Source organism: Actinoallomurus rhizosphaericola, assembly GCF_024055675.1.
GTDB lineage: Bacteria > Actinomycetota > Actinomycetes > Streptosporangiales > Streptosporangiaceae > Actinoallomurus > Actinoallomurus soli.
On the sequence record NZ_JAMXMW010000028.1, the window covers coordinates 68,489 to 84,490 of the forward strand.

The window sequence follows — 16,002 nt, forward strand, 5'->3', positions numbered from 1 at the left end:
TCACGCCTCGTGAGCGAGATGGGTTACGAGGACCGCGAGCAAGGTCGGCCGTCCCGGGGACGCCGCGCCGCACAGGGCTCCGAGGGGGGGTCAAAGCGGAACCTCCTGATCATCGGCGGCGCCGCGGTGGCCGTGCTCGTCATCGTCGCCGTCGTCGCGGTCGTGGCGATGGGCGGTGGCGGCGACAAGAAGCCGCAGGCCGCCGCCGCGGTGCGGGTGCTGCCCAAGGTGTACGTCAACACCCCGGCGAACCCGCAGGTGAAGAAGCTGGCCGACCGCACCAAGGACAAGCGCCCGCTGAACAAGAACGAGGTGTTCGGCGACGACGACAAGACGGTCACCCACGGCAAGTACACCTTCACGCTCGCCGGGGCGGATCTCGCCGGAGACTGCAAGGCCGTCACCTGGGGCCAGGAGTTCCAGGGCGACCTGGCGAAGTACGGCTGCACCCAGGTCGCCCGCGGCGCGTACGTCAGCAACGACAAGCAGTACGTCGGCCAGTTCATCGCGATCAACCTCGCGAGCCTGCAGGGCGCCGAGCAGATCGTCCGCGACCTGGACCCCGACAGCGGCGCGGGCTTCGTCTCACCGTTCACGGTGAAGGGATCGACGAACTTCACCGGCGGCTTCAACGCCGCCTACAGCCAGGCGTACGGCCACTACGTGGTCATCAGCTGGGTGGAGAAGGCCGGCGGTGCCCAGCCGCAGACGATGAACGAACTCCTGGACGCCAGTATCGCCATCGAGCGGGCCGACGACTTCGTCTGGGAACGACTCGTCCTCGCCGGTGAATAGGCGGCCACGCCGCCGGCCGGCGTCGCCCGCCGACCCCGCGGACCAGGACGCCCCGCCGCTCCCCGAGGGAGAGCCCTCACCGCCGCCCGGCGGATACGGCGCGCCGTCCGCGCCGTCCGGGCCGTGGGGCGCCGGGTCGCCTCCGGCCTGGAACGGCGGGCACGCTCCGCCGCCGGACGCGCAGCAGCCGCCCGCGTGGGATCACGGACGCCCCCCGGCCGGGGAGGCGCCCCAGCCGGCCTGGAACGGCGGGCAGCCCCCCACCTGGGAGGGGCCGCCGTCCGGGCCGAGCGGCTCAGGGTCTCCCGCGTGGGACGGGCCGCCGCCGTCCGGGCCGAACGTCCCGGCGCCTCCCGCGTGGGAGGGGCAGGAGCCTGCCGCGTGGAACGGCGGGCGGCCGCCCGGCGGGGAGGGGGAGCGTGATCCGGAGGCGGAGACGCCGCGACCGTCGCGCCGGTCGCTCCGGCTCCCCGCGATCAAGCTCCCGGCCCGGCCCGCGCGCGGTGAGAAGGGCCCCGGCGCCCTGCCGCCGGTCGCGTACTTCGCCGCGGCCGGGGTCGTCCTCGTCGTGGCGCTCATCGCCATCGCGGGCCTGGTGGTGCTGACCCACGACGATCGGAAGCCGTCCGAGCGGCAGCCGGCCGCGGCGCCCGCCGGCGGCCCGCTGCCCTCGACCTACTCCGCGGCCTCCACGACCTCGGTGTTCGCGCCGATCGCCAAGCGCACCGCCGACCCCCGCCCCCTGACCGCGAACGAGGTCTTCGACAAGAAGACCATCTCGGACCGGGATGCCAAGGCGTCCTTGAGGCTGACGGCGTCCAAGCTGGACGCCCGGTGCGCCGACGCCGTGTGGGGACAGCCGTTCGCCCAGCTCCTGCAGCAGTCGGGCTGCACGCAGGTGACGCGCGGCGCGTACGGGGACAAGGGCTTCTCGGCTCTGGTCGCGATCTTCAACCTGGCGGACTCGACGGCCGCCGACAAGCTCGTCGCGGCGGCCGACCCGCGGTCCGGCGACGGGTTCGTGCGCCCGCTGGGCGACGACGACGCGGCGTACGGTCAGGGCTTCAGCACGGCGCGCGGGGTGGCGATGGGCCACTACGCGGTGATCACCTGGGTCCGGCGCGCGGACGGTTCGGGCAGTGAGACCGACCCGAAGCTGGTGTCGCTGCTCGTCACGATCGGCCCTCCGCCCGCCATCGTCCAGCGCGTCGCCGACAAGGGCGGGCAGGGCTGACGCGGACCGGTCAGCACCGGCCGCCGCCCGATCCGCCGCTCCTCGCCGGCCCCCGCTCCTCGCCACCGGCCCGCTGCCCCTCGTCGGCGCGGTGCTGGCCGGGGGCATGATCGCCGACCCCGGTCGCTTGCGGCCGGTACGGGCCGGGTCAGGCGCCGAGCGTCCGCCGTACGGCGTCGGGAAGACCGGCGAGCCGGTGGGCGGGCAGGTCGAGGACGGTCGCGTCGCCGAGCCAGGGGGCGGCCTCCTGGATCCGGGCGCGCGCCTGGTTCTTGGTCAGGTCACCGGAGGCGTGCCGGATGAGACCCTCGCGCCAGGAGCCCGCGACCCGGTTGTGCGGCCGGTCCAGGATGTGGCGGAGAACGGCTCCGGTGCCGCCGGGTGCCTCGATCCGGGAGGCGACGATCTCGCCGGGCGCCGTCTTCAGGTGGTACACGGCCGAGAGCACGCCCTTGAGGGAGCGGGGGAGCACCGCGGGGGTGAGCACGCGCACCCGTTCGGCGCGCGAGGCGAGCAGCACCCGCGGCAGCAGCGCGTCGTACCCGGCCGGGAGCGCGATGACGACGTCCCCGGTGCGGCCGGCGTACGGCTTGGCGAGCCAGGTCGCCAGGTGCACGCGCGGCGTTCCGGGCGCGAATCCCTTCGGCCAGTCGCCGACCAGCAGGTCGGCGGGCTCGGCGACGGCGGCCTCCAGGGGCCGATCCGGGGCCTCCACCGCCTGCGGCCCCTGCGTGTAGATCCGGGTGCCCACGGCGGCGGGTCCCAGCGCCTTCCAGGTGCGGCTCGTGGGGCGCAGAACGTACAGGTCACTGGCGGAGCCGATCGCCGGTGCTCCGTCATAGCGGTTGAAGTCCGGCCAGATCGCCTCGTACGCCAGATGCAGTGGCCCGAGGGCCTCCTGGACCTTCAGCGCCAGCGCCGGGGTCCCCTCGCTGGCCCCGTACGCGACCAGGACCCGTCCGGAGTCGCGGTCCCGCAGTCCCTCCAGGCCGCGCCGGGTGAACAGCGCGACGCCGTCGGGGGTGTACGGCGGATCGGTGAAGACCAGGTCGGCCCACTCCCGCGCGCCGGGCGGCAGGCCCAGGCGCAGGTCGGCGAACCGGCAGCGGATCGGCAGGCCGCGCCGGGCGGCCTGCTCGCCGATGAACTCCAGGATGCGGTCGTCGATGTCCACCACGGTGATCTCGACCCCGGGGTGGGTCAGCGCGACCGCGAGCGACGTGAGGTCGTGGTCGCCGACGCACAGCAGCCGCGCGGAACCGAGCCAGAACCGGGCGCCGAGCAGCAGTGCCCGCCGTACGGCCGTGTCGGCGGTCGCCGCGACGTGGTCGAGCGCGGTACGGGCGCGGGGCGCGGCCGCGATCAGCGCCGCCATCTCGGCGACGGTCTCGGCGTGGTCGGCGAGGAGGTGGGCGACGGGGTCGGCGAGGACCGCCGGGGCGGCCAGCGGCCGGTAGGCGTCCACCCGGTCGCGGCGGATCCGCCCGTCCTCCAGGTCGTCCCCGAGCGCGGCCAGCAGCGCGTCGATCGCCCGGCGGGGCGCGGCGGTCGCCCGGACGAGCGCGTCGGCGTCCCATGAACGATCACCGGTCAGCAGAGCGAGGGCATGGCGCAGGCGGCGGGCACCGACGCCCTCGACCATCCGCGCGGCCTCCTCGGGCACCTCAGACATGCCGCCAAGCCTAGAGGTGTCGGAATTCGCCCAAACTGCAGGGAACCAGACCTTAGGCTTCTCCCATCGAAGAGGCGATGTCGTCAGAGGAGATCGCGATATGAGTTACCCGTACCCGCCCAACGGCCCCGGCGAGCAGCCCCCTGGCGGCCAGCCCGGCGGGTGGGGCGAGCAGCCTCCTGGCGGGCAGTCCGGTGGGTGGGGCGCGCCGCCTCCGCAGGGCGGATACGGCCCGTCCGGGGCCGGCTGGCAGCACCAGGAGACGATGGCGGCCGGGATGCCGATGGGGCAGCCGCAGATGCTGCCGCCCCAGGCGCAGCCTCCGATGGGCCCGATGGGGCAGCCGCCCATGGGCCCGATGGGTCCGATGGGTCAGCCTCCGATGGGACCGCCGCCGAAGAAGGGCAACGGCGGCATGGTCTTCGGCGTGATCGCCGCGGCGGTCGTCGTGGTCGGCGGGGTGCTCGGCGGCGTGTACTACGCGGCCTCCAGCGGCGGGAACGACGACGACAAGTCGAGGACGACGCCGGCCGCGGTGGCGACGCCGGGAGCCGGAGGGCCGGCGGCCGGGCAGCCGGGTTCGGCGGGCGGCCAGTCCAAGCCGTCGTACTACAACGCCACCAAGTCCTGGTCGTTGTGGAACAACCTGAACACCGCGTCCCAGGATTCCAAGCCGATGACCACGGACGAGGTGTTCGGCGACGCCGAGGCCAAGGCCCAGACCAACAACATCGAGCACATCACGATGCAGTTGCAGGGCAACGGGCGGCTGGACACGGACTGCGCGAGCACGGTGTGGGGCCCGGCGCTGAAGGCGGCGCTGCAGAGCGACGGCTGCACCCAGGCGATCCGCGCCGCGTACGTCTCGTCGGACCAGAAGTGGGTCGGCCAGCTGGTGATCTTCAACCTGCGGGACGTCAACGCCGCGAACACGCTGATCCAGGACCTGGACCCGGAGGCGGGGAACAAGGGCTTCTTCCTGCCCGTGTCGGGCGCCTCGCCGGTGGATCGGTTCGGCAAGGGGGCCACGGGCGCGTCCGGTGGCGCGTACGGCCACTTCGTCGTGATCGGCTGGGCGGGCGCCGCGGACGGCAACGCGTCCGAGCCCGACACCATCGCCCCGGCCTCGCTCACCGAGCGGGCGGGCAAGACGTTCCTGTTCAGCCGGAACGTCGGCTCCAACTGATCGAGCCTGCCGGCGGCGCTTCCGCCGCCGGCATCACGGCAGCTCAACCCACGTTTCGCGCGATCGACCGCCGACCGGAACAACCGGGCGAAGTGCTCAGTTGAACCAAAAGGCGGGAGATTGTGCAAGTTTCGCGATCATGCCGCGTCGGGGATGAATCAGGCAGTGTTGTAATCTCTTGTCACCGCAGTGGGCCAACGTCGTCCCGGACTGCACTGATGAGGAGCGTAACGAGACGACGGGAGGGTTGATGGTGCCTGCTGCCATGATTCCGGGCCGGGGACGCCCTGAGCGTCAAGGTCTGTACGACCCCGCGGGTGAGCATGACGCCTGTGGCGTCGGCATGGTCGCCGACCTCAATGGTCGTAAGAGCCACGACATCATCGTCAAGGCCTTGACCGTCCTGCGTAACCTGGATCACCGCGGTGCCAAGGGCGCCGAGCCGGACGACGGCGACGGTGCCGGAATCCTCACCCAGCTCCCCGACGCCCTGTTCCGGGAGGTCGCCGGGTTCGAGCTGCCCGAGGCGGGCGCGTACGCCGCCGGCATCGCGTTCCTGCCCGCCGACGAGGCGACGCGGGCCGAGGCTGTCGCGACCATCGAGCGGATCGCCGACGAGGAGGGCCTGACCGTCCTCGGCTGGCGCGAGCTGCCGTACGACCCGGAGTTCACCGGGCCGACGGCGCGCGCGGTCATGCCGCACTTCGCCCAGCTGTTCCTCAGCGCCCGCGGCGGCGCGCGGGAGCTGGAGCTGGACCGGATCGTGTTCTGCGCCCGCGAGCGCATGGAACAGGACACCGGGGTGTACTTCCCGAGCCTGTCCAGCCGCACGATCGTCTACAAGGGGATGCTGACCACCCCGCAGCTGGAGCCGTTCTTCCCCGACCTGTCCGACCGGCGCTACAGCAGCGCGATCGCGCTGGTGCACTCGCGGTTCTCCACCAACACGTTCCCGGCGTGGGAGCTGGCCCACCCGTACCGGTTCGTCGCGCACAACGGTGAGATCAACACGGTCAAGGGCAACCGGAACTGGATGCGGGCCCGCGAGGCGCTGCTCAAGTCCGACCTGCTGCCCGGCGACCTGTCCCGGATCTTCCCGGTGATCGACATGGAGGCCAGCGACACGGCCTCCTTCGACGAATGCCTGGAGCTGCTCCACCTCGGTGGCCGGTCGCTGCCGCACTCGGTGCTGATGATGATCCCCGAGGCGTGGGAGAACCACACCGAGATGGACCCGGAGCGCCGGGCCTTCTACGAGTTCCACTCGACGCTGATGGAGGCCTGGGACGGCCCGGCGAGCGTCACCTTCACCGACGGCACCGTCGTCGGCGCGGTCCTGGACCGCAACGGCCTGCGCCCGGGACGCTTCTGGGTCACCGACGACGGCTTCGTCGTGCTGGCCAGCGAGGCCGGCGTGCTCGACATCGAGCAGTCGAAGGTCGTCCGCAAGGGCCGCCTGCAGCCCGGCAAGATCTTCCTCGTCGACACGGCGCAGGGCCGCATCGTCGAGGACGACGAGATCAAGGCCGAGCTCGCCCGCGAGCACCCGTACGCCGAGTGGCTCCGTGACGGCCTCGTCCGCTTCGGGGAGCTGCCCGAGCGCGAGCTGCGCGTCGTCGAGGAGCTGCACGAGGGCGACGTTCCCTCGCACGAGACGCTCGTCAAGCGCCAGCAGGTCTTCGGCTACACCAACGAGGAGCTGAAGATCATCCTGGCGCCGATGGCGAAGACCGGCGCCGAGCCGATCGGGTCCATGGGCACCGACACGCCGCTGGCCGCGCTGTCGGACCGCCCGCGGCAGCTGTTCGACTACTTCAAGCAGCTGTTCGCCCAGGTCACGAACCCGCCGCTGGACGCCATCCGCGAAGAGCTCGTCACGAGCCTGCAGTCGACGCTCGGCCCGGAGGGCAACCTCCTCGAGCCCGGCCCGGAGTCCTGCCGGCGGCTCGTGCTGCCCACGCCGATCCTCGACAACGAGGAACTGGCCAAGATCATCCACATCAACGACGACGGCGACCGGGCCGACTTCCAGCCGTACGTCGTCTCCGGCCTGTACGACGTGACCGGCGGCGGCGAGGCGCTCCGGCACCGCCTGGAGGAGATCTGCGCCGAGGTGTCGGCCGCGATCCGCGACGGCGCCCGCCTCCTCGTCCTGTCCGACCGCGGCGCCACCGCCGACCGGGCGCCGATCCCGTCGCTGCTGCTCACCGGCGCGGTGCACCACCACCTGATCCGGGAGAAGAGCCGTACGCGGGTCGGCCTGGTCGTCGAGGCCGCCGACGCCCGCGAGTGCCACCACATGGCGCTGCTCATCGGATACGGCGCCTCGGCCGTCAACCCGTACCTCGCGATCGAGACCGTCGAGGACCTGGTCGCCACCGGCGTCCTGGAGATCGAGCCGGCCAAGGCCGTCCGCAACCTCGTCAAGGCGTACGGCAAGGGCGTCCTGAAGGTCATGTCCAAGATGGGCGTGTCCACGGTCGCCTCGTACACCGGCGCGCAGATCTTCGAGGCCGTCGGCCTCGGCGAGGAGGTCCTCGCCGAGTGCTTCGCCGGCACGACCTCCCGCCTCGGCGGCGTCGGCTTCGACGTGCTCGCCGAGGAGGTCGCGCAGCGCCACCGCCGGGCGTTCCCGCCGGGCGGCAACGAGCTGGCGCACCGCACCCTGGAGGTCGGCGGGGAGTACCAGTGGCGGCGTGAGGGCGAGCCGCACCTGTTCAACCCCGAGACGGTCTTCAAGCTGCAGCACGCCACCCGCAGCCGCCGCTACGAGATCTTCAAGGAGTACACCAGGCTCGTCGACGACCAGTCGGCGCGGCTGATGACCCTGCGCGGCCTGTTCAAGCTGCGCGAGGGCGTGCGCCCGCCGGTGCCGATCGAGGAGGTCGAGCCCGTCTCGGAGATCGTCAAGCGGTTCTCCACGGGCGCGATGTCGTACGGCTCGATCTCCGCCGAGGCCCACGAGACCCTCGCGATCGCGATGAACCGTCTCGGCGCCAAGTCCAACACCGGTGAGGGCGGCGAGGACCCCGAGCGGTTCACGCCGGACGCCAACGGTGACCTGCGCCGCTCGGCGATCAAGCAGGTGGCCTCGGGCCGGTTCGGCGTGACCTCGGAGTACCTCACCAACGCCGACGACCTGCAGATCAAGATGGCGCAGGGCGCCAAGCCCGGCGAGGGCGGCCAGCTGCCCGGCCACAAGGTGTACCCGTGGATCGCCAAGACCCGGCACTCCACGCCCGGCGTCGGGCTCATCTCCCCGCCGCCGCACCACGACATCTACTCGATCGAGGACCTCGCCCAGCTCATCCACGACCTGAAGAACGCCAACCCCGCGGCGCGCGTGCACGTCAAGCTCGTCGCCGAGGTCGGTGTCGGCACGGTCGCGGCGGGCGTGTCCAAGGCGCACGCCGACGTCGTCCTGATCTCCGGGCACGACGGCGGCACCGGCGCCTCGCCGCTCACCTCGATCAAGCACGCCGGCGCGCCCTGGGAGCTCGGCCTCGCCGAGACCCAGCAGACGCTGCTGCTCAACGGCCTGCGCGACCGCATCGTCGTGCAGACCGACGGGCAGATGAAGACCGGCCGTGACGTGGTCATCGCCGCGCTGCTCGGCGCCGAGGAGTACGGCTTCGCCACCGCGCCGCTGGTCGTCTCCGGCTGCGTGATGATGCGCGTCTGCCACCTCGACACCTGCCCGGTCGGCGTCGCGACCCAGAACCCGGAGCTGCGCAAGCGGTTCAGCGGCAAGCCGGAGTTCGTGGTCAACTTCTTCGAGTTCATCGCCGAGGAGGTCCGCGAGTACCTCGCCGCGCTCGGCTTCCGGTCCCTGGACGAGGCGATCGGGCAGGTCGGCCTGCTCGACACCGCCGAGGCCGTGGACCACTGGAAGGCCGCCGGGCTCGACCTGCGCCCGATCCTGCACCGCCCGGACCTGCCCGACGGCGCGGCGCTGCGCCGCGTCACCGTGCAGGACCACGGCCTGGAGAAGGCCCTGGACAACACGCTGATCCAGCTCGCCGAGGGCGCCATCGCCTACGGCGACCAGGTGACGCTCGAGATGCCGATCCGCAACGTCAACCGCACCGTCGGCACGATGCTCGGCCACGAGGTGACCAAGAAGTGGGGCGGGGAGGGCCTGCCCGACAACACGATCGACGTCACCTTCACCGGCTCGGCGGGCAACTCGTTCGCCGCGTTCGTGCCGCGCGGGATCACCCTGCGGCTCATCGGCGACGCCAACGACTACGTCGGCAAGGGCCTGTCCGGCGGCCGCCTCACCGTGCGCCCGCCCGCCGACGCGCCGTTCAAGGCGGAGGAGCAGATCATCGCCGGCAACGTCATGCTGTACGGCGCGACGTCCGGTGAGGCGTTCGTCCGCGGTGTGGTCGGCGAGCGGTTCTGCGTCCGCAACTCCGGCGCCACCGCCGTCGTCGAGGGCGTCGGCGACCACGGCTGCGAGTACATGACCGGCGGCCGGGCGATCGTCCTCGGCCCGACCGGCCGCAACTTCGCGGCCGGCATGTCCGGCGGCATCGCCTACGTCCTGGACCTGCGGCCCGAGCGTCTCAACACCGAGATGGTCGACCTCGACCCGCTCGACGCCGACGACCTGGCCTACCTGCGGGACATCGTCGAACGTCACCACACCGAGACCGGTTCGACGGTGGCCGCCGCGCTGCTCGCCGACTGGGAGACCGCGGCCGGCCGGTTCAGCAAGGTCATGCCGCGCGACTACAAGAGGGTCCTGACCGCCCGCGCCGCCGCGGAGGCCGAGGGACGCGACGCCGACCAGGCCGTCATGGCCAGCAACGGGTGAAGGGGGAGACATGGCTGACCCGAAGGGTTTCCTGACCCATCAGCGGGAGCTTCCGAAGCGTCGCCCCGTCGACGTTCGGATCCGCGACTGGCGCGAGGTGTACGAGGACTTCCCGAAGAGCTCCCTGGAGAAGCAGGCGTCCCGCTGCATGGACTGCGGGATCCCGTTCTGCCACAACGGCTGCCCGCTCGGGAACCTCATCCCCGAGTGGAACGACCTCGTCCACCGGGACGAGTGGCGTCACGCCATCGAGCGGCTGCACGCCACGAACAACTTCCCGGAGTTCACCGGGCGGCTGTGCCCGGCGCCGTGCGAGTCCGCCTGCGTCCTGGGCATCAACTCCGACCCGGTGGCCATCAAGCGGGTCGAGGTGGAGATCATCGACCGGGCCTTCGCCGAGGGCTGGGTCACGCCGCAGCCGCCGTCCGTCCGGACCGGCAAGAAGGTCGCGGTCGTCGGCTCCGGCCCGGCCGGCCTGGCCGCCGCCCAGCAGCTCACCCGCGCCGGCCACGACGTCGTCGTGTACGAGCGGGCGGACCGCCCCGGCGGGCTGCTGCGCTATGGCATCCCCGAGTTCAAGATGGAGAAGGCGCACCTGGACCGCCGCCTGGCCCAGATGCGCGCCGAGGGCACCGACTTCCGCTGCTCGGTGAACATCGGCGCCGACGTCACCGCCGAGGAGCTGCGCGCCTCGTACGACGCCGTGGTCCTCGCGGGCGGCGCCACCGTCTGGCGCGACCTGAAGGTGCCCGGCCGCGAACTCGACGGCATCCACCAGGCGATGGAGTACCTCCCGCTGGCCAACAAGGTCCAGGAGGGGGACATCGCCGACACGCCGATCTCCGCCAAGGGCAAGAACGTCGTCGTCATCGGCGGCGGCGACACCGGCGCGGACTGCATCGGCACGGCCGTCCGCCAGGGCGCCGCGTCGATCACCCAGCTGGAGATCATGCCGCGTCCGCCGGAGACCCGGCCCGGCAGCCAGCCGTGGCCGACGTACCCGATGCTGTTCAAGATGGAGTCGGCGCACGAGGAGCTGTACGACCTCGGCGGCGAGCGCGCGTACGCGGTCAACACGCTGGAGTTCGTCGGCGACGAGAACGGCCGCGTCAGGGCCCTGCGCGTCGTCGACGTACGCGGCCCGGAGACCGGCTTCGAGCCCATCGAGGGCACCGAGCGGGAGATCCCGGCCGAGCTCGTCACCCTGGCGATGGGCTTCCTCGGCCCGCAGCGCGAGGGCCTGCTGGAGCAGCTCGGCGTCGAGCTGGATCAGCGCGGCAACGTCGTCCGCGACACCGCCTACGCCACCTCGGTCGACGGCGTGTTCGTCGCCGGGGACATGGGCCGCGGCCAGTCGCTGATCGTCTGGGCCATCGCCGAGGGCCGCTCCGCGGCGGCGGCGGTGGACAAGTGGCTGACGGGCCACTCGGCCCTGCCCGCTCCGATCCCGCCGACCGCCCGCCCGCTCGTCTGACCGATCGATCCCCTCGTGGGGCACGCCCGTTCTCGGGCGTGCCCCACGTGCGTTCATGCCCGCGTCGCCTCGTACTCGGGGAGCGCCCCCGGCGTGGGCCGGATCACCGGGCGCATGGTCAGGATCAGCACGGCCGACCCGGCGAAGACGACTGCGGCGACGACGCCGGTCACGTGCAGGCTCGCGGTGAACGCCTCCCGCGCCGTGTGCAGGAGTTCCGCGCCCTGACCGGCGGGAAGGCGCCTGCTCGCGGCGACCGCGCCGGCCAGCGAGTCCGACGTGCCGTGCGCCCGGTCGCGGTAGACCACCGCGGCCAGCACCCCGAGCAGCGCGAAGCCGAGCGAACCGCCGAGGTAGTTGCCGGTCTCCGACATCGACGCCGCCGACCCGGCGCGCTCTGGCGACACGGATCCGACGACCAGCCCGGTGCCCAGCGCGAACAGCGGGCCGGTGCCCAGAGCCAGTACGGCGGTGCCGACCATCACGAGCGGCAGGGCGCCCGTACCGTCGACGGCGACCAGCGACAGGCCGCCCAGCGCCGACGTCACCAGCCCGCCGGCGATCGCGGTCGTGTGCCTCATCCGCCGGGCCAGCGCCGGCGCGGTCATGGTGCCGACCGCCACGCCCAGGCCCATCGGCGCGAACAGCACCGCCGACGCGAACGGCGAGTGGCCCAGCACGCTCTGCAGGTACTGGGTCACCAGCAGGCCCGTACCGGCCATGGCGACGCCGGCGAGGACCAGGGCGACGATCACGGCCGTGAACGGACGGTTGCGGAACAGCCGCAGGTCCAGCAGCGGCGTCTCCAGCCGCAGTTGCCGGCGTACGAACAGGGATCCGACGGCCGCGCCGACGACGAGGGCCGCCGCCGGCACGACTCCCACGCCCTCCACGGCCAGCTGCTTGATGCCGTAGACCACCAGCAGCACCGCCACGAGCGACAGCCCGACACTCGCCGGGTCCAGCCGGCCGGCCCGGTCGCCGCGGAACTCCGGCAGCAGGAACGGCCCGGCCAGGACCAGCACCGCCATCGCCGGCACGGCGATCAGGAACACCGACCCCCACCAGAAGTACTGGAGCAGGAATCCGGCGAACACGGGCCCGATCGCGCCTCCGGTGAACTGGCAGGTCGCCCAGATCGCGATGGCCCGACCGCGCTGCCGGTCGTCGCGGAACATGTTCGTGATCAAGGCGAGCGTGGACGGTGCCAGGGTCGCGCCGGCGACGCCCAGCAGCGCCCGTACGACGATCAGCATCAGCGGGCTCACCGCGAAGGCGGCCACGACCGACAGCGCCGCGAACGCCGCACCGCCCATCAGCAGCAGCCGCCGGCGGCCGATCCGGTCGCCGAGCGTTCCCATCGTGATGACCAGCCCGGCCACCATGAGCCCGTAACCGTCACTGATCCACAACTGCTCGACGTTGGAGGCGCCCAGGTCGGCGCTCAGCCGTGGGAGCGCGAGGAGCAGCGCCGTCATGTCCATCGCGACGAGCAGCGTCGGCAGCATGAGGACGACCAGCCCCAGCCATGCCCGATTGACCCGCATCTCTGAATCCCCTGTTCTCTCGACGTTTCGCCGCTTGGTCGGAGCGGCCGAGAGCTTCTTGACATCGGTACGGAGAGAATTCGCGGAAAAGATTCGGCGGGCGATGTCAAGACGACGGCCGCGGCTCCGACCAACCGGTCGAAGGGCCCGACCGGGGCTCGCGGACCACGAGGAGTACGCAATGAAGTTCCTGATCAGCATGCACATCAACCCGGCCGTGCTGGACGCGCTCACCGACGAGGAGAAGGCGGCGATCGGCGACGGCCACGGCCGGTTCATCGAGGCGCTGAAGGAGTCCGGCGAGATGATCACCACTCAGGCGCTGGTCGACCCGTCACAGGCCGCCGTGGTCTCCGTGCGGGGCGGCCGGCGGGTGGTGACCGACGGGCCCTTCCTGGAGGCCAAGGAGTACCTGGGCGGTTTCTACCTCATCGACTGCGAGAACAAGGAGCGGGCGATCGAGCTCGCCGCACAGATCCCGGACGCCGCGATCAAGGGTTTGGGCGTCGAGGTGCGGCAGGTGATGTTCGCCGACGGACAATTGGAGGCATGACCGCCCTCCCCCTCGGGGACCTGCTGCGTGAACTCACGCCGCAGGTCCTCGGCACGCTGGTACGCAGGCACGGACAGTTCGAAGGGTGCGAGGACGCCGTGCAGGAGGCCGTCCTCGCCGCCACCGTGCAGTGGCCGGCCGAGGGAGTGCCGGACAACCCGCGCGGCTGGCTGACGACCGTCGCGTCCCGGCGGCTGATCGACCAGATCCGCAGCGACCACGCGCGCCGCGAGCGGGAGTCGGTGACGGCCACCGAGGCGGTGCCCGAAGACGTACCGGACACCGACGACACCCTCGTCCTGCTGTTCCTCTGCTGCCATCTGACGCTGACCGCGGCCTCCCAGACCGCCCTGACCCTGCGGGCGGTCGGCGGCCTGACCACCGCCGAGATCGCCCGCGCCTTCCTGGTGCCGGAGGCCACCATGGCGGCCAGGATCAGCCGGGCCAAGCGGCGCATCAAGGCCGCCGGCAGCTCGTTCCGCCTGCCGGAGGGCGCCGAGCGCGAGGAGCGGCTCCGGGTCGTCCTGCACGTGCTCTACCTGATCTTCAACGAGGGCTACACCGCCTCCTCGGGCAGCGACCTGCACCGCCCTGACCTGGCGCGCGAGGCGATCCGGCTGACCCGGATGGTGCACGCCCAGTTGCCCGAGGACGGTGAGGTGACCGGACTGCTCGCGCTCATGCTGCTGACCCACGCCCGCCGGGACGCGCGTACGACGGCCGCCGGCGACCTCGTGCCACTGGACGAGCAGGACCGTACGACGTGGGACCGCGACCTGATCGACGAGGGCACCGCACTGGTCAAGGCGTCGCTGGCCGGCCCGGCGCTGGGGCCGTACCAGCTGCAGGCCGCCATCGCCGCCACGCACGCCGACGCGGCCACGGCCGAGGAGACCGACTGGGCGCAGGTGCACGCCCTCTACCTGATCCTGGAGCGGATCGCCCCGAACCCGATGGTCACCCTCAACCGGGCGATCGCGCTCGCCGAGACCGAGGGCCCACGCGCCGGGCTGGCCCTGCTGTCCACGCTGGACGCCGACGAACGGATCGCCGGCCACCACCGGCTGCTGTCCGTACGGGCCCACCTGCTGGAGAGGACCGGTGACACGGCCGGGGCATACGAGCATTACCGGCGAGCCGCCAAGGCCACCGCCAGCCTCGCCGAACAGCGCTACCTCGAGTCCCGCGCCGGCCGCCTGCGCTCCTCACGCGGAAGCGACGCCCCGACGAACCCGGCCACCGCACCATAGGGCCACGCGGCACAGACGGCTCGTCACACGGAAGTCCCCGCAGCACGCGCCGCATCTGCGCGTGGCGCGGCTGGTCGGTTCCGATCGCGCATCCGAAGGCTGATCAGCGCGGTGACGGCGAAGACGGCGGCCTCGTAGATCATGGCGTGCCGAAACGCGGCGCCCGGGCCGGCGGCGGGTGCGAAGTAGACGAGCCCCGCCGCAGCCACCCCGATCGATCCGCCCAGTTGCTGAGCCGTGGGCAACAGCCCGGACACGGAACCGGCCGCGGAGCCGTCCACCCTCGCCAGCACCAGAGCGAACACCGAGGCGGTGAACGAGCCGAACGCGGCGCCGCCGAGAGCCAGGACCGGCAACGCCGCCCAGCGTCCGGCTGCCGTGTCGATGAGCGGCGCGAGAGCCAGGGCCGTCCCCGCCAGTACCAGTGCCGAGACCGTGAGCACGGCTGACCCGTGTCGGCGGGCCAGCGTGGGTGCGCCACGGCTGCCCAACACGGCCGCGGCCGCGAAGGGAGCCGACGTCAGCGCGGCCGTGAGCGCGGGATACCCGATGGCCGACTGCAGATGCAGGAGCAGCAGATACGTGAAGGACGGCACCCCGGAGTTGAATACGAACACCAGCAGCACCCCCGCACGCGCCCTCCGGTCGCGGAACAGCGACGGATGCACCAGGGGATCCGCCCGGTGCGGGAGAGTCAGGGCGAAGCAGCCGAGAACGGCTACGGACACGGCCAGCATGGCCCATGTCCACCAGGGCCAGCCGGCCTCCCCTCCCAGCGCGAGCGGCAGCACCAGCGCACCGAAGCCCGCGGTGGTCAGCAACACGCCCACCCCGTCCACGCGCTGTCCGGCCGCGCCTCGCGTGCGAGGCAGTACGGTCGCGCCCGCGAGCGAGACGAGTGCCACCGGCACCGTGACCAGGAACACCGAGCGCCAGCCGAGACCGAAGAGGTCGGCTCCGATGAGAAGTCCGCCGATCAGCGGCCCGGCCAGCGATGCCACTCCCATCGTGGCACCGAACAGGCCGAGAGCCCGTGGGCGCCGGGCAGCGGGGACGGCGACCTGGATGATCGACAGAACCTGCGGGGCGACCAGGCCGCTGCCCGCGCCCTGGACCAGCCGGGCTGCGATGAGGAACGTGGCATCCGGAGCACACGCGGCGGCTATTGAACCGGACATGAAGACGACGGTGCCCAGCACGAACAGCCGGTGGTAGCCGTACCGGTCGCCGAGGCGCGCGGCCGTGATGAGCAGGCAGGCGTAGGCCAGGGTGTACCCGGCCAGGATCAGCTGCACGGCACCTGAGCCGGCACCCAGGTCGGTCCGGATCGCCGGGGCGGCGATCTGCGCGACGGTGACATTGAGCAACTGCACGAATGTCGCGCTCAGCACGACCGGCAGTACGAACCGCCCGCCGCCACCGGCCGCGAGCCGTCCCCCGTTCAGGGACGGGGAACCCTTCATGGGCCGATG

The 16,002-nt window shown here is 72.2% G+C and carries 10 protein-coding genes; 7 read left to right on the forward strand and 3 right to left on the reverse strand.

Going from position 1 to position 16,002, the window contains the following annotated elements; all coding sequences use genetic code 11:
* The first annotated feature begins 9 nt into the window (after positions 1 to 9).
* Positions 10 to 795, forward strand: a complete 786-nt coding sequence (locus tag NE234_RS40355; protein WP_252786434.1) for a hypothetical protein — start codon at positions 10 to 12, stop codon at positions 793 to 795.
* Positions 788 to 2,029, forward strand: coding sequence for a hypothetical protein (locus NE234_RS40360; RefSeq protein WP_252786435.1), 1,242 nt, complete (start codon positions 788 to 790; stop codon positions 2,027 to 2,029). Before NE234_RS40355 ends, NE234_RS40360 begins: the two co-directional genes overlap by 8 nt.
* Positions 2,030 to 2,177: 148 nt before the next feature.
* Here NE234_RS40360 and NE234_RS40365 read toward each other — a convergent pair whose 3' ends face one another.
* Positions 2,178 to 3,701: a bis-aminopropyl spermidine synthase family protein gene (locus tag NE234_RS40365; protein ID WP_252786436.1), complete on the reverse strand. Its 1,524-nt coding sequence runs from the start codon at positions 3,699 to 3,701 to the stop codon at positions 2,178 to 2,180.
* A gap of 100 nt (positions 3,702 to 3,801) precedes the next feature.
* Between NE234_RS40365 and NE234_RS40370 the strand changes: the two genes are divergently transcribed.
* From NE234_RS40370 to NE234_RS40380, 3 genes are all read left to right on the forward strand, one after another.
* On the forward strand, positions 3,802 to 4,887 hold the full coding sequence (locus NE234_RS40370) for a hypothetical protein (RefSeq protein ID WP_252786437.1): 1,086 nt from the start codon (positions 3,802 to 3,804) through the stop codon (positions 4,885 to 4,887).
* A 250-nt stretch (positions 4,888 to 5,137) separates the two neighbouring features.
* The gene (gene gltB / locus NE234_RS40375; protein ID WP_252786438.1) at positions 5,138 to 9,706 is read left to right on the forward strand and encodes a glutamate synthase large subunit; all 4,569 of its coding nucleotides are present in this window, start codon (positions 5,138 to 5,140) and stop codon (positions 9,704 to 9,706) included.
* A gap of 10 nt (positions 9,707 to 9,716) precedes the next feature.
* Positions 9,717 to 11,180 (forward strand): glutamate synthase subunit beta, encoded by a 1,464-nt coding sequence (locus tag NE234_RS40380; RefSeq protein ID WP_252786439.1) that lies wholly within the window; start codon positions 9,717 to 9,719, stop codon positions 11,178 to 11,180.
* A 53-nt stretch (positions 11,181 to 11,233) separates the two neighbouring features.
* Here NE234_RS40380 and NE234_RS40385 read toward each other — a convergent pair whose 3' ends face one another.
* Positions 11,234 to 12,727 (reverse strand): MFS transporter, encoded by a 1,494-nt coding sequence (locus NE234_RS40385; protein WP_252786440.1) that lies wholly within the window; start codon positions 12,725 to 12,727, stop codon positions 11,234 to 11,236.
* A 181-nt stretch (positions 12,728 to 12,908) separates the two neighbouring features.
* Here NE234_RS40385 and NE234_RS40390 point away from each other — a divergent pair, with 181 nt between their 5' ends.
* Positions 12,909 to 13,280 carry a YciI family protein gene (locus tag NE234_RS40390; RefSeq protein WP_252786441.1) on the forward strand — a complete coding sequence of 124 codons (372 nt, stop codon included), beginning with the start codon at positions 12,909 to 12,911 and terminating at the stop codon, positions 13,278 to 13,280.
* Positions 13,277 to 14,530: an RNA polymerase sigma factor gene (locus tag NE234_RS40395; RefSeq protein ID WP_252786442.1), complete on the forward strand. Its 1,254-nt coding sequence runs from the start codon at positions 13,277 to 13,279 to the stop codon at positions 14,528 to 14,530. The genes NE234_RS40390 and NE234_RS40395 overlap by 4 nt, the downstream gene beginning before the upstream one ends.
* A 23-nt stretch (positions 14,531 to 14,553) precedes the next feature.
* Here the strand turns inward: NE234_RS40395 and NE234_RS40400 are convergent, their stop codons facing one another.
* Positions 14,554 to 15,993 (reverse strand): MFS transporter, encoded by a 1,440-nt coding sequence (locus NE234_RS40400; protein WP_252786443.1) that lies wholly within the window; start codon positions 15,991 to 15,993, stop codon positions 14,554 to 14,556.
* Positions 15,994 to 16,002 lie beyond the last annotated feature (9 nt).